Origin of the sequence: Mycolicibacterium llatzerense (assembly GCF_000878195.1) — a bacterium.
Lineage (GTDB): Bacteria > Actinomycetota > Actinomycetes > Mycobacteriales > Mycobacteriaceae > Mycobacterium > Mycobacterium llatzerense.
In genome coordinates, this window is record NZ_JXST01000012.1 from 92,907 (window position 1) to 106,770 (window position 13,864).

The 13,864-nt window shown below is 67.5% G+C and carries 14 protein-coding genes and 1 pseudogene; 3 read left to right on the forward strand and 12 right to left on the reverse strand.

The annotated features are described in order from the left end of the window. Positions 1-33 precede the first annotated feature (33 nt). Genes TL10_RS10660 through TL10_RS10670 form a run of 3 tightly spaced genes read right to left on the reverse strand, consistent with a single transcriptional unit; the run spans position 34 to position 3,652 of the window. Positions 34-1,278 (reverse strand): alpha/beta hydrolase, encoded by a 1,245-nt coding sequence (locus tag TL10_RS10660; protein ID WP_043985628.1) that lies wholly within the window; start codon positions 1,276-1,278, stop codon positions 34-36. Next, the gene (gene fadD12, locus TL10_RS10665; protein ID WP_267884337.1) at positions 1,268-2,884 is read right to left on the reverse strand and encodes an acyl-CoA ligase FadD12; all 1,617 of its coding nucleotides are present in this window, start codon (positions 2,882-2,884) and stop codon (positions 1,268-1,270) included. The genes TL10_RS10660 and fadD12 overlap by 11 nt, the downstream gene beginning before the upstream one ends. A 24-nt stretch (positions 2,885-2,908) precedes the next feature. Further along, positions 2,909-3,652, reverse strand: a complete 744-nt coding sequence (locus TL10_RS10670) for a lysophospholipid acyltransferase family protein (RefSeq protein WP_231575493.1) — start codon at positions 3,650-3,652, stop codon at positions 2,909-2,911. Between the two features lie 156 nt (positions 3,653-3,808). Here TL10_RS10670 and TL10_RS10675 point away from each other — a divergent pair, with 156 nt between their 5' ends. After that, positions 3,809-4,585 carry a crotonase/enoyl-CoA hydratase family protein gene (locus tag TL10_RS10675; protein ID WP_043391847.1) on the forward strand — a complete coding sequence of 259 codons (777 nt, stop codon included), beginning with the start codon at positions 3,809-3,811 and terminating at the stop codon, positions 4,583-4,585. Positions 4,586-4,591: 6 nt separating this feature from the next. On the opposite strand, the gene TL10_RS10680 is transcribed toward TL10_RS10675, so the two are convergent. The 4 genes and pseudogenes from TL10_RS10680 to TL10_RS31680 all read right to left on the reverse strand — a co-directional run. Next, a complete protein-coding gene (locus TL10_RS10680; RefSeq protein WP_043985629.1) occupies positions 4,592-5,059 on the reverse strand; it encodes a hypothetical protein in 468 nt (155 codons plus the stop codon). A gap of 54 nt (positions 5,060-5,113) precedes the next feature. Then, the gene (locus TL10_RS29555; RefSeq protein ID WP_052506382.1) at positions 5,114-5,599 is read right to left on the reverse strand and encodes a hypothetical protein; all 486 of its coding nucleotides are present in this window, start codon (positions 5,597-5,599) and stop codon (positions 5,114-5,116) included. Positions 5,600-5,700: 101 nt separating this feature from the next. Further along, entirely contained in the window at positions 5,701-6,726 is a 1,026-nt protein-coding gene (locus TL10_RS31675) for an acyl-CoA dehydrogenase family protein (RefSeq protein ID WP_234711429.1), read from the reverse strand. Next, a pseudogene (locus TL10_RS31680) lies at positions 6,703-7,821 on the reverse strand (acyl-CoA dehydrogenase family protein); the annotation flags it as partial. The pseudogene TL10_RS31680 and the gene TL10_RS31675, both read right to left, overlap by 24 nt. A gap of 58 nt (positions 7,822-7,879) precedes the next feature. On the opposite strand from TL10_RS31680, the gene TL10_RS10695 reads away from it, so the two are divergent. Continuing rightward, positions 7,880-8,407 (forward strand): dihydrofolate reductase family protein, encoded by a 528-nt coding sequence (locus TL10_RS10695; RefSeq protein WP_043391108.1) that lies wholly within the window; start codon positions 7,880-7,882, stop codon positions 8,405-8,407. On the opposite strand, the gene TL10_RS10700 is transcribed toward TL10_RS10695, so the two are convergent. The 5 genes from TL10_RS10700 to TL10_RS10715 form a co-directional block, all read right to left on the reverse strand. Continuing rightward, complete coding sequence (locus TL10_RS10700) at positions 8,404-8,979, reverse strand: TetR/AcrR family transcriptional regulator (protein ID WP_043985663.1); 576 nt, start codon at positions 8,977-8,979, stop codon at positions 8,404-8,406. The two genes, TL10_RS10695 and TL10_RS10700, sit on opposite strands and share 4 nt — an antisense overlap. A 56-nt stretch (positions 8,980-9,035) precedes the next feature. Next, on the reverse strand, positions 9,036-9,170 hold the full coding sequence (locus tag TL10_RS31960; protein ID WP_260934362.1) for a hypothetical protein: 135 nt from the start codon (positions 9,168-9,170) through the stop codon (positions 9,036-9,038). Positions 9,171-9,636: 466 nt separating this feature from the next. Continuing rightward, a complete protein-coding gene (locus TL10_RS10705) occupies positions 9,637-9,858 on the reverse strand; it encodes a hypothetical protein (RefSeq protein ID WP_043391103.1) in 222 nt (73 codons plus the stop codon). A gap of 174 nt (positions 9,859-10,032) precedes the next feature. Next, positions 10,033-11,505, reverse strand: a complete 1,473-nt coding sequence (locus TL10_RS10710) for an aldehyde dehydrogenase (protein ID WP_043391101.1) — start codon at positions 11,503-11,505, stop codon at positions 10,033-10,035. 55 nt (positions 11,506-11,560) lie between these two features. Beyond that, complete coding sequence (locus tag TL10_RS10715) at positions 11,561-12,343, reverse strand: class I SAM-dependent methyltransferase (RefSeq protein WP_192830211.1); 783 nt, start codon at positions 12,341-12,343, stop codon at positions 11,561-11,563. 33 nt (positions 12,344-12,376) lie between these two features. Between TL10_RS10715 and TL10_RS10720 the strand changes: the two genes are divergently transcribed. Beyond that, entirely contained in the window at positions 12,377-13,564 is a 1,188-nt protein-coding gene (locus tag TL10_RS10720) for a glycosyltransferase family 4 protein (RefSeq protein ID WP_043985630.1), read from the forward strand. Positions 13,565-13,864: the final 300 nt, after the last annotated feature.

The following is a 13,864-nucleotide window of genomic DNA, read 5'->3' on the forward strand; positions in this document are numbered from 1 at the left end:
CGCCCGGACCTGCCGCCGCGACTTCACCTGCGGCTAGCCGACACCTTCGGAGTCAACCTCGGCGTCAACGACCTTCGCCTTCTCGGCGCGCACCCACTCCAGGAACCGGGTGATCGCCTCGGCGGCGTAGCGGCCGTGCGCCGAGCCAAAGATGTCGAATGCGTGCTGCGCGTGCGGGATCTCGGCGTATGCCACCGGCGCCGGTGACCGCTCGCGCAGCGCGGCGACGAAGTCCCGTCCCTCCTGGACATCGATCAGTGTGTCGTCGGTGCCGTGCAGCACGAAGAATGGCGGGGCGTCGGGACCTATCCGCTTGATGGGCGAGGCGTCCAGGAAGACCTGGGGATCGGTGGAGAACCGCTTCTTGATGATCAAGTGCTGCAGGGCGTGCATCATCTCCGGACGCCCGGGGCCGTCGAAGCTGAACCAATCGTAGCGGCCGTATACCGGAACCGCGGCCACCACCGAGGTGTCGGCATCCTCAAAGCCGGGCTGCCACTGGGGATCTCCGGGAGTCAACGCGGCCAGCGAGGACAGGTGACCGCCCGCCGAGCCGCCGCTGATCGCGACGAAGTCGGGGTCGCCGCCGTAATCGGCGATGTTCTCCTTGATCCAGGCGAGGGCCTGCTTGACGTCGATGATGTGCGCCGGCCACTGGTGCTTCGGGCTGACGCGGTAGCCGATGGACACGCAGATCCAGCCGCGGTCGGCGAGAGTGCCCATCAGCGGGTAGGCCTGCGGCCGACGGTCGCCGAGCATCCACCCACCGCCGGGAACCTGCAGCAGCACCGGGGCTTTGCCGTCGAGCGGCAGGTCGGGGCGGCGCCAGATGTCGGCCAGGTTGGCGCGGTGCGGACCGTACTTGACGGTCTTCTTGTTGTACTTGCGGCGCGACAGCATGGTGCGCGCGATACCGGGCAGGCGCGGGACGCCCGGATCGGCCGGGTTGCCCGGACCGATCACGTCGCGCAGTGGCTCTTCGAACGCCGGCCGGGAACTGCGGCTGCGGCTGACGATGAAGCCCAGGATGGTCCAGGTGATCACATTGAGCACCAACGCGATTCGGCCGCTGGTACCGGAGAACGCGCCGCGCCGACCCCGGCGGATGGCGGACAGCACCGAGGAGCTGAGCACGAATCCGGCCGCTTCACTGGACGGCCAGCCATACGCGAAGGTGAGGATGCCGGGGTTCCCGGCGCGGGCCAGCGGGCGGGCCGCGTTGGTGGCGTTGGCGAGGCCGAGGACGGCCCGCAGCAGGGTCACCGATTTACGCGCCATTGGCCAGCGCCTTCAGCTCGCGGCGGTCGATCTTGCCGGTACTGTTGCGCGGCAATTCGGCGAGCACCGTAATTGACCGTGGCACTTTGTAATTGGCCAGGTTTTCTCTCACGTGCTGCTTGAGGGATTCCTCGGTGGCGGTCGCGCCATCGGTCAGCACGACGAACGCCGCGAGGCGCTGGCCGTACTGCTCGTCGTCGACACCCAGCACGGTGGCTTCGGCCACGTCCGGGTGGGTGGACAGCGTCTTCTCCACCTCGATCGGGTACACGTTCTCACCGCCCGAGACGATCATCTCGTCGTCGCGGCCCACCACGAACAAGCGGCCGGCGACGTCGAGGTATCCCAGGTCGCCCGAGGACATGTAGTCCTGGTGGAAATCCTTTGTGGCGCCGGAGGTGTAGCCATCGAACTGGGTCGAGTTGCGTACGTAGATGGTGCCCACCTCGCCCGCCGGCAACTCCTTGAAATCGGCGTCCAGGATCTTGATCTCGGTGCCCTCGGCGGGCCGGCCGGCGGTGTCGGGGGCGGCGCGCAGGTCGGCGGGGGTCGCGGTGGCGATCATGCCGGCCTCGGTGGCGTTGTAGTTGTTGTAGATGACGTCACCGAACTGGTCCATGAACGAGGTGACGACGTCGGGGCGCATGCGCGAGCCGGAGGCCGCGGCGAACCGCAGCGAGCGGCCGCTGTAGCGGTTGCGGATGTGGTCCGGCAGTTCCATGATGCGGTCGAACATCACTGGGACAACACACAATCCGGTTGCCTGGTACTTGTCGACCAGGGCCAGGGTGGCCTGCGGGTCGAACTTGCGGCGGGTGACGACGGTGCAGGCCATCGACGCCGCGAACACCAATTGGGAGAAACCCCAGGCGTGGAACATCGGAGCCACCACCACGGTGGTCTCCTCGGTGCGCCACGGCGTGCGGTCCAGGATCGCCTTCAACGCGTCCAGGCCACCACCGGAATGCTTGGCGCCCTTGGGAGTTCCGGTGGTTCCGGAGGTCAGCAGGATCACCCGGCTCTTCTCGCCGGTGCGTCGCGGTTGCAGCCCCAGATGGTCGATGATCAGGGACTCGACCGTCAGGGGGTGGTCCTCGGTGTCGGTCCACGCCACGATGCGGGTGACGGGAGGCCGGCCCGTCTGCCCTTGATCCTGCAGGGCCCGGTCCACCGTCGCGGTGAACTCTTCGTCGTAGATGATGACATCGACGTTCTCGCGTTCCACGACCTCGGCCATGGCCGGGCCGGCGAAGGAAGTGTTCAGTAGCAACACATCTGCGCCGATGCGGTTGGCCGCGATCAGTGCGTCGACGAAGCCGCGGTGGTTGCGTGCCATGATGCCGACGACCTTGGCCGAGGGCAGCAGCTGCAGGGCGGCGGCGAACGCGTCGCCGCGCTTGTCGAGCTCGCTGAAGGTCAGCGTGCCCAGCTCGTCGATCAGGCCCGGGCGGTTACCGCAGCGCTGCGCGGAACTGGCGAAACCTGAAGTGACGCTCATGTTTTCGCGGGCCATGGCGCCCGCGATCCGGACGTACTTGTCCGGCCGCAGTGGGGCGATGACACCGGCGCGGACCATGGTGTTGACCAGGCCGGCAGTGGCGGTCAGCTTGTCGGTGATACCCACGGGCGGTCAGCCTAGTACCGGGAAGCGCCGCTCTTCGGCGAGTTCGTCGAGAGCGTCCTGCATGACCTCGCGGACTCGTGCGTCGACCGCGTCGATGTCGGGCTCTTCACCGAACTCGGCCTCGATGTTGATGGGCGGCAGCACCTGCATGACGATCTTCGACGGCAGCGGCACGTTGAAGGGCAGCACGGCGGACAAGCCGAACGGCAGGCCGACGGACAGCGGCACCACCTTGGCGCGGGCGGCGCGCGCGATGGGGCCGAGGGCCTTGGCGATGCGCTCGCCGCGGGTCAAGAACAGCTGGGTCTCCTGACCGCCGATGCCGACCATCGGCACGATCGGCACGCCGGCGTTGATCGCGGCCTTCACGTAGCCCTTGCGGCCGTCGAAGTCGATCTTGTTGGCGTCGGTCGACGGCCGGTAGACGTCGTAGTCACCGCCGGGGAACACGACGACGAGGCCGCCGGAGCGCAGCGCTTCGTCGGCGTTCTCGTGGCTGGCCAGGATGTAGCCGGTCTTCTTGAAGAAGTCCGCGGTCGGGCCGACCATCAGCATGGCGTGGCTGAGGGTGTAGACGGGACGGTCGTAGCCGTACTTCTCGTAGAAGTGCGACGAGAAGATCGGCACGTCCATGGGCAGCATGCCGCCGGAGTGGTTGCTCACCACCAGTGCGCCACCCAGCGGAATGTTCTCCAGTCCGCGGACCTCGGATCGGTGATAGACCTTCAGCAGCGGTCGGAGAATCCCCATGACCTTCTCGGTCAGGTCGGGGTCGAATTTGGTGATTTCGGGCAGCTTGGCCACGGTTTCTCCTCTGGCTGCGGCAAAAACTAGAACATGTTCTAATTTTTGATTATTCACTGGTTGACCGCCGGACGCCAATCCCCTGTGGCTAGCATCACCGTCGTGACCGAAGAAGCCACCAGCGAAGATGCCGTCCTCGTCGAACAGCGCGACCGCATACTGATCATCACCATCAATCGGCCCCAGGCCAAGAACGCTGTCAACTCAGCGGTCAGCAAGGGCTTGGCCGCCGCCGCGGACCGCCTGGACGAAGACCCGGGACTGTCTGTCGGCGTACTGACCGGAGCAGGCGGCACGTTCTGCGCCGGTATGGATCTGAAGGCTTTTGCCAAGGGCGAGAACGTCCTCTCGGACCGCGGCCTGGGCTTCACCCAGCGTCCGCCGGCCAAGCCACTGATCGCCGCGGTCGAGGGCTACGCGCTTGCCGGCGGTACCGAGCTGGCCCTGTCGACGGACCTGATCGTCGCCTCGAACGCGTCGGCTTTCGGCATCCCCGAGGTCAAGCGCGGCCTGGTCGCCGGCGGTGGCGGACTGCTGCGGCTGCCGCAGCGCATCCCGTACGCCATCGCGATGGAGCTCGCGCTCACCGGTGAGAACCTGACCGCTCCGCGAGCGCACGAGTTGGGCCTGGTCAACGAGCTGACCGAGCCCGGTGGCGCGCTGGATGCCGCCCTCGCGCTGGCCGAGCGGATCACCGCGAACGGCCCGCTGGCGGTCGCCGCCACCAAGCGGATCATCGTGGAGTCGGCCGACTGGTCCGACGCCGAGAAGTGGGACAAGCAGGCCGCCATCCTGGGGCCGGTCTTCATGTCGAAGGACGCGCGCGAGGGCGCGGTGGCCTTCGCCGAGAAGCGCGCCCCGCAGTGGACCGGTAGCTGACCGGCCCTACTTGGGTTTCTTCTCCGACCGCTGCACCGGGCACTGCTGCTCAACCCAGTTGTTGAGGGTGCGGCTGAACTGGGTGCGGTCGGGATCGCTGGAGTGCAGGCCGTTGGTCTTGACGAAATGCGTCACCGCGGCCTGCACATCGGCCGGCGGGTGGAAGCCGTTGATGGTGTCCCCGGCTGTCTTGGCGTCGTCGGGGGACGCGCCGGACATCAGGTTCACCACCGCGCCGGTGAGTTGCAGGCAGGTCCCGCCGTCGAGCTGACGGCTGGTGGGGGACGGCGGCGCTTCGGCCGCTGGGGTACTCGGGGCGGCAGCGGTGCTCGGCGCCGGAGCGCTCGACGACGAGGTGGTCGGCTGCGGCGGCTGCTTGTCGCCCGAACATCCAGCCAGCAGCAGAGCGGCTGCCAGTACTGCGGCCTGACGGCCATTGACTCGCCGCGACGTCACGATCTCCCGGTAGGACATGTGTTTGTTCTACCGGGAAGATCGTTTGTGTCGGCTGCTGGGGTCGAACAATGGTCAGACTGCGGCGACGAAGTCGCTGCTGTAGAACTCGGCCGGGGTCTGCGAATGCGGCGCGGGCAGATCAACCTGGAGCCACACACCGGTGGTGCCGGGAGCCACGTTGAGCTGCACGGTCGAGCTGCCGTTGCCGAAGCCGTCGGTGCTCAGCGTGCCGGTGCCGATGCTCGGGTCACCGGCCAGGCAACCGAGTGGGGCATGCGGGGCCGGGATCAACCGGACCACGTACCGCGCGTCGCGCGCGCCGTCGAGCATGTCGATATGGGCGACGGCGGTGCGGCCGTCGGAGGTGATCTCAGCCGTCGGAGCAGCCGGAAAACGGAACTTCATGTAGTTGATCGGCTGCCGGTCGCAGGTGTACGACCGCGACATCAGGGTCATGCGGTGCGCGCCGGCGGCCTGGGCGGGCGCAGCGACCGCGGTCGCCGCGGGCAGGGTGGTGCAGACGGCCAACGCAGCCAAGGCGCCGCTGATTTTTGACATTCGTCAAGTTTTTACCGGGACCGCCGGTAGCGCAGTGGTCGCCGTCACAAGCGGACGGACTCCACTTTCGGCGCGGATATTGACCTAGGTCACAACGACTTTCAGAAGCGGCCCACCGTCACATCCCACGGGTCGGTCGTCGCGGTGCGGGTCGCGAGCCTGCGGGCGTGCCAACTGGTGCTGCCGAACTCGTCGGCCCAACTGCGCGCCCGCAGGGTCGCCCGCCACAACGGATGTTCCGCGGTGGTGCCGATGGCGCCGTGCAACTGGTGGGCGATGGTCGTCACCGGGGCGACGGCCCGGCCGACGGCGATCTTGGCCACGGTCGTGGCGTAGCCGGTGCGGTCGTCACTGAAGCCGTACTGCGCGGCGGCGGTGACTGCCAGAGCGGTTGCCGCCCTGGCTCGTTCGATCTCGCCGAGCATCGAGGCCAGCGAGTGCTGCACCGCCTGGAAGGCGGCGAGCGGGCGGCCGAATTGCACCCGCGTTTCGGTGTGCGCGACGGTCAGCTCGGCGGCGGCATCGAGTGCGCCGACGATCTGGACGCTACGGCACCAGGCGCCGCGGATGGTCAATTCGTCGGCGACCGTCAGCGGAAGCTGGACGACATCACTTGCCGCGGTGTCGAATTCGATGGTTGCCCGAGGCTCCCCGGCGAGATTGTGCCCACCGTTCACGGGTGCCGGTGAGTCGCGCAGTGCGACGTACAGGGCGTCCGGTCCGCGTTTGGTGACCAGCACCGGCCCGCACTGCGGCCAGGTGGCGATCTGCTCGACCGCCAGGGTCAGGGGCCCGGACTCCGGTACGGCGATACCGGCTTCGGCCGCCAACCACGTTGCCAGCACATCAGTTTCGGCGATCGGCACCGCAGCGGCGTGCCGCGCCAAGGTGCCCAGTACGACGGCCGTCGCGGCGGGACCGGCGTCGGCGTCGCTGCTCAACCGGGTCAGTCCGGAGCTCTCGGCGGTGCGCCACAGGGCGTCGTCGAAGGTCAGCGGCAGGGTGCGGGCGGGCTGTGCGGACTGCCCGATCTGGTCGGCCAGTTCGCGTAGTTCGGCCAACTCATCCGAATGCTGTTTGGCAGCAGCCTGTTTGGTCCAGTTCTTGGCGACGATGCCGCGCAGCACCTCATTGGTGCCGCCGCGCAGGGTGAACAGCGGCGCATGCACCCGAGCGGTGTCCAGCATCGCCTGCAGCCGCGGACGGTCAGGACCGTCGTACCGGTCCAGCAGCTCCGCGGCGATCTCCACGGAGTCCTGCTCGAATCGGGTGCCCAGGTCTTTGACCAGTGCGGCGGGGACGGCGGCGTCTTGGCCTGCGGTCAACGCGCGGGCGACCGAGATGGAGAGCTGACGCAGCGAGATCATCCGTGCCAGCAGATCGCCGATGTCGGCACGGGGGTCACCCCGCAGCGCCTCGATGAGTGCGAAAAGCAATGTGGCCGTGGACAGGAAGCGCTCCGGTCCGCTGCGCTCGAAACCCAGTTCCGAGGTCACCTGGTGCCAGCCCGCGCCGACGGTGCCGAGCAGATCGGCGTCGGTCAGCGCGACGTCGTCGAACAGCACCTCGTTGAAATGGTGTTCGCCGTTCATCTGGACGATCGGCTCGATGGTGACGCCCGGGGCGTCGGTGGGCACGATGAACTGGCTGAGTCCCGCGTGCCGATGCTTGGGGTCCAGGGGGCTGGTGCGGGCCAGCACCACGATCTGGTGTGCTAGGTGTGCGCCGCTGGTCCACACCTTGCTGCCGTTCAGCAGCCAGCCGGCGTCGGTGCGGGTGGCCTTCGTGGCGACCGCGGCGAGGTCGGAACCGGCCTCGTGCTCGCTCATACCGATCGCGGAATACAAAGTACCGGAAGCGATTCGGGGGAGCAGTCGGCGCCGCTGGTCCTCGCTGCCGTAGGTCAGCAGGGCCGGTGCCACCTGCCGGTCGGCGATCCAGTGCGCGGCGACCGGTGCGCCGTGCGCGAGCAGTTCTTCGGTGACCACGTATCGGTGCATGTGGCTGCGGCCGTGGCCGCCGTACTCGACCGGGATGGTCAGGCCGACGAAGCCCGCTGCCGCCAGCCGCATGCTGAAGTCGGCGTCCCACTTAGACAGCCAGCAGTCGACGCCGGGTTCCCAGCCGAACTTCTTTGCGTCCTGGGCCAGGAACCGGCGCAGGTCCGCACGCAGTTCGGACAGGTCGCCGTCGTCGGCGCGGAGGGCGTCGAAATCGTCCATCCGGCAACAGTAATCGGGGCGCCTCGGATTGTCGGTGGGTCGCGGCATACTCGGAGCGATGGCGACCATTTACTACACCGCATCGAGCTTGGACGGCTTCATCGTCGATTCTGCCGGCAGCCTGGACTGGCTGCTCTCACGCGACATCGACGTCGACGGCCCGTTCGGCTACAAAGCCTTCGAGCAGTCGGTGGGTGCCCTGGTCATGGGGTCGACGACGTACCGGTGGGTCGTCGAGAACGAACCGGGTGATTGGCCGTACCCCCAACCGACGTGGGTGCTCACGTCGCGGCCGGACGTCGTCGTCGAGGGGCACCCCGTGTGCCCGGTCAGCGGCGATGTCGCGCAGCTGCATCCGGCGCTGGTCGAGACGGCCGGCGAGCGTGACGTCTGGATCGTCGGCGGCGGGGACGTCGCAGCGCAGTTCGTGACGGCCGGCCTGGTCGACGAACTGGTGGTGTCCTATGCGCCGTGTTCCCTGGGTGCCGGCGCACCCGTGTTGCCGGTGCGCTCGGAATGGCGATTGCTCGAGTCCGCGGTCAACGGGGACTTCGTCTGCGCGCGCTGGGCTCGCGCGGACGGCTAGCTGCCGGCGGTGGGCAGGCCGTTGTTCTTGACGAAAGCCTTTGCCTTGATGAGGAATTCGAGTTGAGTAGCAACGTCGTGCAGGGGAGCCACGCTCTGCGACGACCGGCTCAACACCACCGCGCCTTCCAGCGCGGCCAGGCAGGTGACAGCCAGGGCTGACGCGTCGGAATCGCTGAATCCCTCGGCGGTGAAGGAGTGTCCGAGCGCGGTGCGCCACCGGTCGAAGATCTCGGCGGCGATGGGGGTCAGTGTCGGCGCTTCGTCGCCCGACCCGACGGCGGCGGCGACCACCGGGCACCCGGCGGTGAAGTCGCTGTCAGCCAGAATCTGGTCCCAGAAGGTGACGAATCCGCGCACGAGTGCGATGCCGCCGTACGCCGCGGAGCCGTCGATGTGGGCGGCGATCGCGTCGCCGGCGAACTGCAGTGCTTCGATCAGCAGCTGGCTGCGGCCCTCGGGAAAGTGGTGGTAGACCGACCCGCGCGGTGCGCCGCTGCGGACCAGCACCTCGTCGATGGTCAGGCCGGCGGCGCCGCGCTCACGCAGCACCGCAGCGGCGCTGCGCACCATCCGTTCCCGGGTGGCACCGCGCTTGTTGACCGTCTTGACGGCGGGCGCTGCCGCGCTCAATGCGTGACCCGGTTCCGAAACTGCGTCATCCGGTCCTGCACACCGCGAGCTGCTTCACGCAGCCGTTCGTTGGCGCCCAGGACGGTATGCGTGAAGCGATGGCCTTTCACGTTGACCTCGACCACCCACATGCTGCTCCTCCTCGATATGGGACTCAGCATAAAACGCCCAACACATTGGACCAAAGAATGTATGTCAGGTCACAGGAATGTGAGGTTTCAAGCACTGCGGGGTCTACGCTTCTTCAAAAATATGGTGTCTAACATAATTGTGCGATCGGGAGTTCACTGCTCGCATGATGACCGGGAGAAACGCAGTCGGGGGATACGTAGCGTCAACCACCAGGCCCGTGCAGCCACCGAGACTGAACCCATGGACTTTTTCCGGGCGTCAGTGGTCCCTGAGTGCAAAAACCACCGGCAGATCGCCGCCACGATTGCAGTCACGCACTTCGTCACGTGAGCGCGCCGTCAGATCGCGGATCCGGCGGGATGTGCGATCTGAGCGCACCGTCGACATGGACGACTGGCGACCAGACGCAAAACTGCCCCTTCTCCGAAGAAAAGGGGCAGTTTTGCGTCTGCTCGCGCAGGAAACCTAGCCTGCGTTCTCCAGCGCGACGAGCGCGGCGGCCACGGCGAAGTACTTGTTGGCACCGAGCTGGCGCACGGTCTTGATGTTGAACGCCGCGGCGAGGTGCTCGGCGTCGGAGTCACTGACCCCGGCGAGCGCGGCGGGCGATGCGTCGAGGATGTCCTTGAGGGACTTGTCCTCGTAGGCCTTGTCGAGCGACTTCTCGAGATCTACAGAAACTGCCATGGGTTGCCTCCCAGATTGTTTGCCAACGACCTTCGAACGGGCGTGACGGTATCAGCGATTACTGGGGTTCGCCTGGGATAAAACACCCTTGCTGAAAAGCCGAATGGCCACCCGGTCGAGTCCCCCGAGGGGTGAAGGACAACGGCACGGGTGGCCATCCGGACGAAGGCGGAGTTACGCCGGGGTGTAGCCGAACGGCATGAGCACGCTCTTGGCCTGGCAGTAGGCCTCGATGCCCTCGGGGCCGTTCTCGCGGCCGATGCCCGAGTTCTTGTAGCCGCCGAACGGAGCGCCCGGATCGAACGCATACATGTTGACCGCGTAGGTGCCGGTGCGAATCTGTGCGGCGATCTTCATGGCCTTGGGCACGTCGGTGGTGTAGACGCTGCCAGCCAGGCCGTAGTCGGAGTCGTTGGCGATCCGGATGGCTTCCTCTTCGGTGTCGAAGGGGATGATCGCCAGCACCGGGCCGAAGATCTCTTCCTGGGCGATGGTCATCGAGTTGTCGACATCGGCGAACACCGTCGGCTGCACGAACCACCCGGAATCCAGGCCCTCGGGACGGCCGCCGCCGGTGGCGATGCGCGCGCCCTCTTCGACACCCTTCTTGATGTAGCTCTCGACGCGCTCACGCTGCTTCTCGCTGATCAGCGGGCCGATCATGGCGGCCGGGTTGTCGGGCAGACCGACCTGCATGGCGGCCGCGCCCGCGGCCACCTTCTCGACGACCTCGTCGTACCGCGACCGCGGGGCCAGGATGCGCGTCTGGCCGACGCAGGCCTGGCCGGTGTTCATCAGGCCGGAGAACAGCAGCATCGGGAGGGTGGAGTCCAGGTCGGCGTCCTCGAGGATGATCGCCGCGGACTTGCCGCCCAGTTCCAGGGTGCAAGGCTTGAGTCGCTCGGCGGCGACCTTGCCGATCTCCTTGCCGACGGCCGAGCTGCCGGTGAAGGTGAACTTGTCGATCTCCGGGTTGGCGGTCAGCGCGCGGCCGGTGTCCGGGCCACCCGGCACGACGGACAGCACGCCCTCGGGCAGGCCGGCCTCGGCGAAGGCCTGGGCCATGGCGAACACCGACAGCGGGGTCTCGGCGGCGGGCTTGAGCACGACGGTGCAGCCGGCCAGCAGCGCGGGGCCTAGCTTGTTGGCGGCCAGGAAGAACGGCACGTTCCACGCGGCGACGGCGGCGACGACGCCGATGGGCTCGCGGGTCACCAGCGTCTGGCCGTAGATGCCGTCGCGGATCTCGCTCCACTGGAACTTGTCGGCAGCGCCGGCGTAGTAGTTGAACGACGACATCGCAGCGCCGTACTGCATCATGTCGACGATGCTCGGCGGCTGGCCGGTCTCGGCGGAGAGCAGGAACTTCAGCTCGTCGGCACGCTCGGTCATGATGCGCGACGCCTCGGCGATCACCGCGGCACGCTCGGCCGGTGACATCTTGGGCCAGGGGCCCTCGTCGAACGCCTTGCGGGCGGCGGCACACGCGGCATCCACGTCGGCCTTGGCGGCCAGCGGCACCTTGCCGACGAGCTCGCCGGTGGCCGGGGAGTGCACCTCGATGACGTCCGACGTCGAGGGTGCGGTCCACTGACCGCCGATGAACAGCTGGTCCCACTCGGTTTTGAATGCCGTGCTTTGTGTCATGGGCGTCACATTACCCAGTTTTCAGCGAAACGAGAACATGTTCCAATTAGGTCGCTCAGCTGGGCTTGAGCACCAACACCAGGTTGCTCGTCAAGAACTCCTGTAACACCGGTACAGAAGTCGCACGCCAGGCCCATTGGGGGTGGTAGCGGGGGAATGCGGCGACCAGCGCCCCGGTGCTGCGTGCCCACTCCAGTCCAGCTGCCGCGGATACCGCGAACAACGACGACCCGTAGTCGTTCTTCGGCCGGTGGCCGTGTTTGCGGGTATACATCTCCGCGGCCCGCCGGCCACCGAGATAGTGGGTCAGCCCCATCTCGTGGCCGCCGAACGGGCCGAGCCACACCGTGTACGACAAGATCGCCAGCCCGCCCGGCCGAGTGACCCGCAGCATCTCCCGGCCCATCAGCCAGGGTTCGCGGACATGTTCGGCCACGTTCGACGACAGGCAGACGTCGACGCTGTCGTCGGCGAAGGGCAGCGCCATGCCCGAGGCGCGCACAAAGGTGCCTGCGCCGTCCGGTTGGGCGGCCGGGCCGGCGTGCATCTCCCTCGGGTCGGGCTCGACGCCGATGTACGTCATCCCGGCGCCGGAGAATTCGGTGGCGAAGTAGCCGGGACCGCCGCCGACGTCGAGCACGGTTGCGCCCTCGGGCGCGGTGCCGTTGAGGTCGCGCCACAGACCGTCCACCAGAGCGACGGTGTCTCGGGCGAGGGCGCCGTAGAAGCGGGCCGGGTCGCTCTGCTCGAATCGGAACTCACCGAGCAGCCGGATCGAGCGGGCGAGGGTGGCTCGCCTGCGGGTGGTGACCAGTCCTTTGGCTGCCCAGCGATTCACTCCGCAACCCTACTGACCGGTACCCTGCATTCGATGCCAGACCACCCCCAGCAGCCTGCTGGATCTCCTGACGAGATCCGGTCGGTGCTGCTGCTCTGCTGGCGCGACACCGGCCACCCCCAGGGCGGCGGCAGCGAGACGTATCTGCAGCGCATCGGCGCCCAGCTGGCCGAGTCCGGGGTGCGAGTGACGCTGCGGACCGCCCGGTATCGCGGGGCATCGCGCACCGAGGTCGTCGACGGCGTCCGGATCAGTCGCGGCGGTGGCCGCCTTTCCGTGTACATCTGGGCCGGCTTGGCCATGGTGCTGGCCCGGGTCGGCGTGGGTCCGCTGCGTGGCGTGCGGCCCGACGTGGTGATCGATTCACAGAACGGCATTCCGTTTCTGGCCCGGCTGGCCTACGGCCGGCGGGCCATGGTGCTGGTGCACCACTGCCACCGCGACCAGTGGCCGGTTGCCGGCCGGTTGATGAGCAAGTTCGGCTGGTTCGTGGAATCACGGCTCTCGCCCCGGCTGCACCGGGACAACCAATACGTGACGGTGTCGCTGCCGTCGGCCCGGGACTTGGTGGATCTGGGGGTCGACGCTTCGCGGATCGCTGTCGTCCGCAACGGGGTCGACCTCGCTCCCGCGGCGTCCCTGGCGCTGCCTCGGGCCGCTGAGCCCCGCATCGTGGTGCTGTCGCGACTGGTGCCGCACAAGCAGATCGAGGACGTGCTCGACGCGGTCGCCCTGCTGGCGCCGGTGGTGCCGGGGCTGCGCCTCGACGTCGTCGGTGGCGGCTGGTGGGACGAGCGGCTGGTCGCGCACGCGCGCAGGCTCGGCATCAGCTCCGCGGTGACCTTCCACGGCCACGTCGATGAAGTCACCAAACACGAAGTGCTGCAACAGGCTTGGGTGCACGCACTGCCGTCGCGCAAGGAAGGCTGGGCGCTGGCCGTCATCGAGGCCGCGCAGCACGGCGTGCCGACGGTCGGCTATCGGTCGTCGGGCGGCCTGACCGACTCCATCGTCGACGGTGTGACGGGCCTGCTGGTCGACGACCACCGCGGCCTGGTCACCGCACTCGAGACCCTGGTGACCGACGATGTCCTGCGCGCCCAACTGGGCGCCAAGGCCCAGGTCCGGGCCGCCGAATTCTCGTGGCCGCAAAGCGCTTCCGCGATGCTGACCGTTGCCGAAGCGGTCCGGGACGGCCAGTTCGTCAACGGGATCGTCTGACGGCTCACCGCTGCCGCGACGACGCGGCAGGCGGGCAGCAAGCCCGCTTTCAGAAATTCTTCGCAACGACGATTCAAATCCGTCGTTTTGCTGTTGGACGCGACCATGACGCATAAACTGACGCCAAGGTCAAATTTAATAGCTAAGAGGGTCGCTCTCGGGTTTCCGGCTTTCGGGTGTGCCTCCTGATTGGCGGATCCAGGCAACTGGTTCCGGTGATGCAGTGCGTTCGAACTCCGTTCTCATTCAATGTAATTGGATATCCCGCTCCATCGATGTACCACCGGGTCTGAGGAGTTG

Bases quoted from the DNA above. Each gene is read 5' to 3' on its own strand.
- TL10_RS10660 (WP_043985628.1), bottom strand. From the start codon at position 1,278: ATGGCGCGTAAATCGGTGACCCTGCTGCGGGCCGTCCTCGGCCTCGCC.
- TL10_RS10670 (WP_231575493.1), bottom strand. From the start codon at position 3,652: ATGGGGATTCTCCGACCGCTGCTGAAGGTCTATCACCGATCCGAGGTC.
- TL10_RS10680 (WP_043985629.1), bottom strand. From the start codon at position 5,059: ATGTCCTACCGGGAGATCGTGACGTCGCGGCGAGTCAATGGCCGTCAG.
- TL10_RS29555 (WP_052506382.1), bottom strand. From the start codon at position 5,599: ATGTCAAAAATCAGCGGCGCCTTGGCTGCGTTGGCCGTCTGCACCACC.
- TL10_RS10695 (WP_043391108.1), top strand. From the start codon at position 7,880: ATGGCGACCATTTACTACACCGCATCGAGCTTGGACGGCTTCATCGTC.
- TL10_RS10700 (WP_043985663.1), bottom strand. From the start codon at position 8,979: ATGGTGCGCAGCGCCGCTGCGGTGCTGCGTGAGCGCGGCGCCGCCGGC.
- TL10_RS31960 (WP_260934362.1), bottom strand. From the start codon at position 9,170: ATGTGGGTGGTCGAGGTCAACGTGAAAGGCCATCGCTTCACGCATACC.
- TL10_RS10705 (WP_043391103.1), bottom strand. From the start codon at position 9,858: ATGGCAGTTTCTGTAGATCTCGAGAAGTCGCTCGACAAGGCCTACGAG.
- TL10_RS10710 (WP_043391101.1), bottom strand. From the start codon at position 11,505: ATGACACAAAGCACGGCATTCAAAACCGAGTGGGACCAGCTGTTCATC.
- TL10_RS10720 (WP_043985630.1), top strand. From the start codon at position 12,377: ATGCCAGACCACCCCCAGCAGCCTGCTGGATCTCCTGACGAGATCCGG.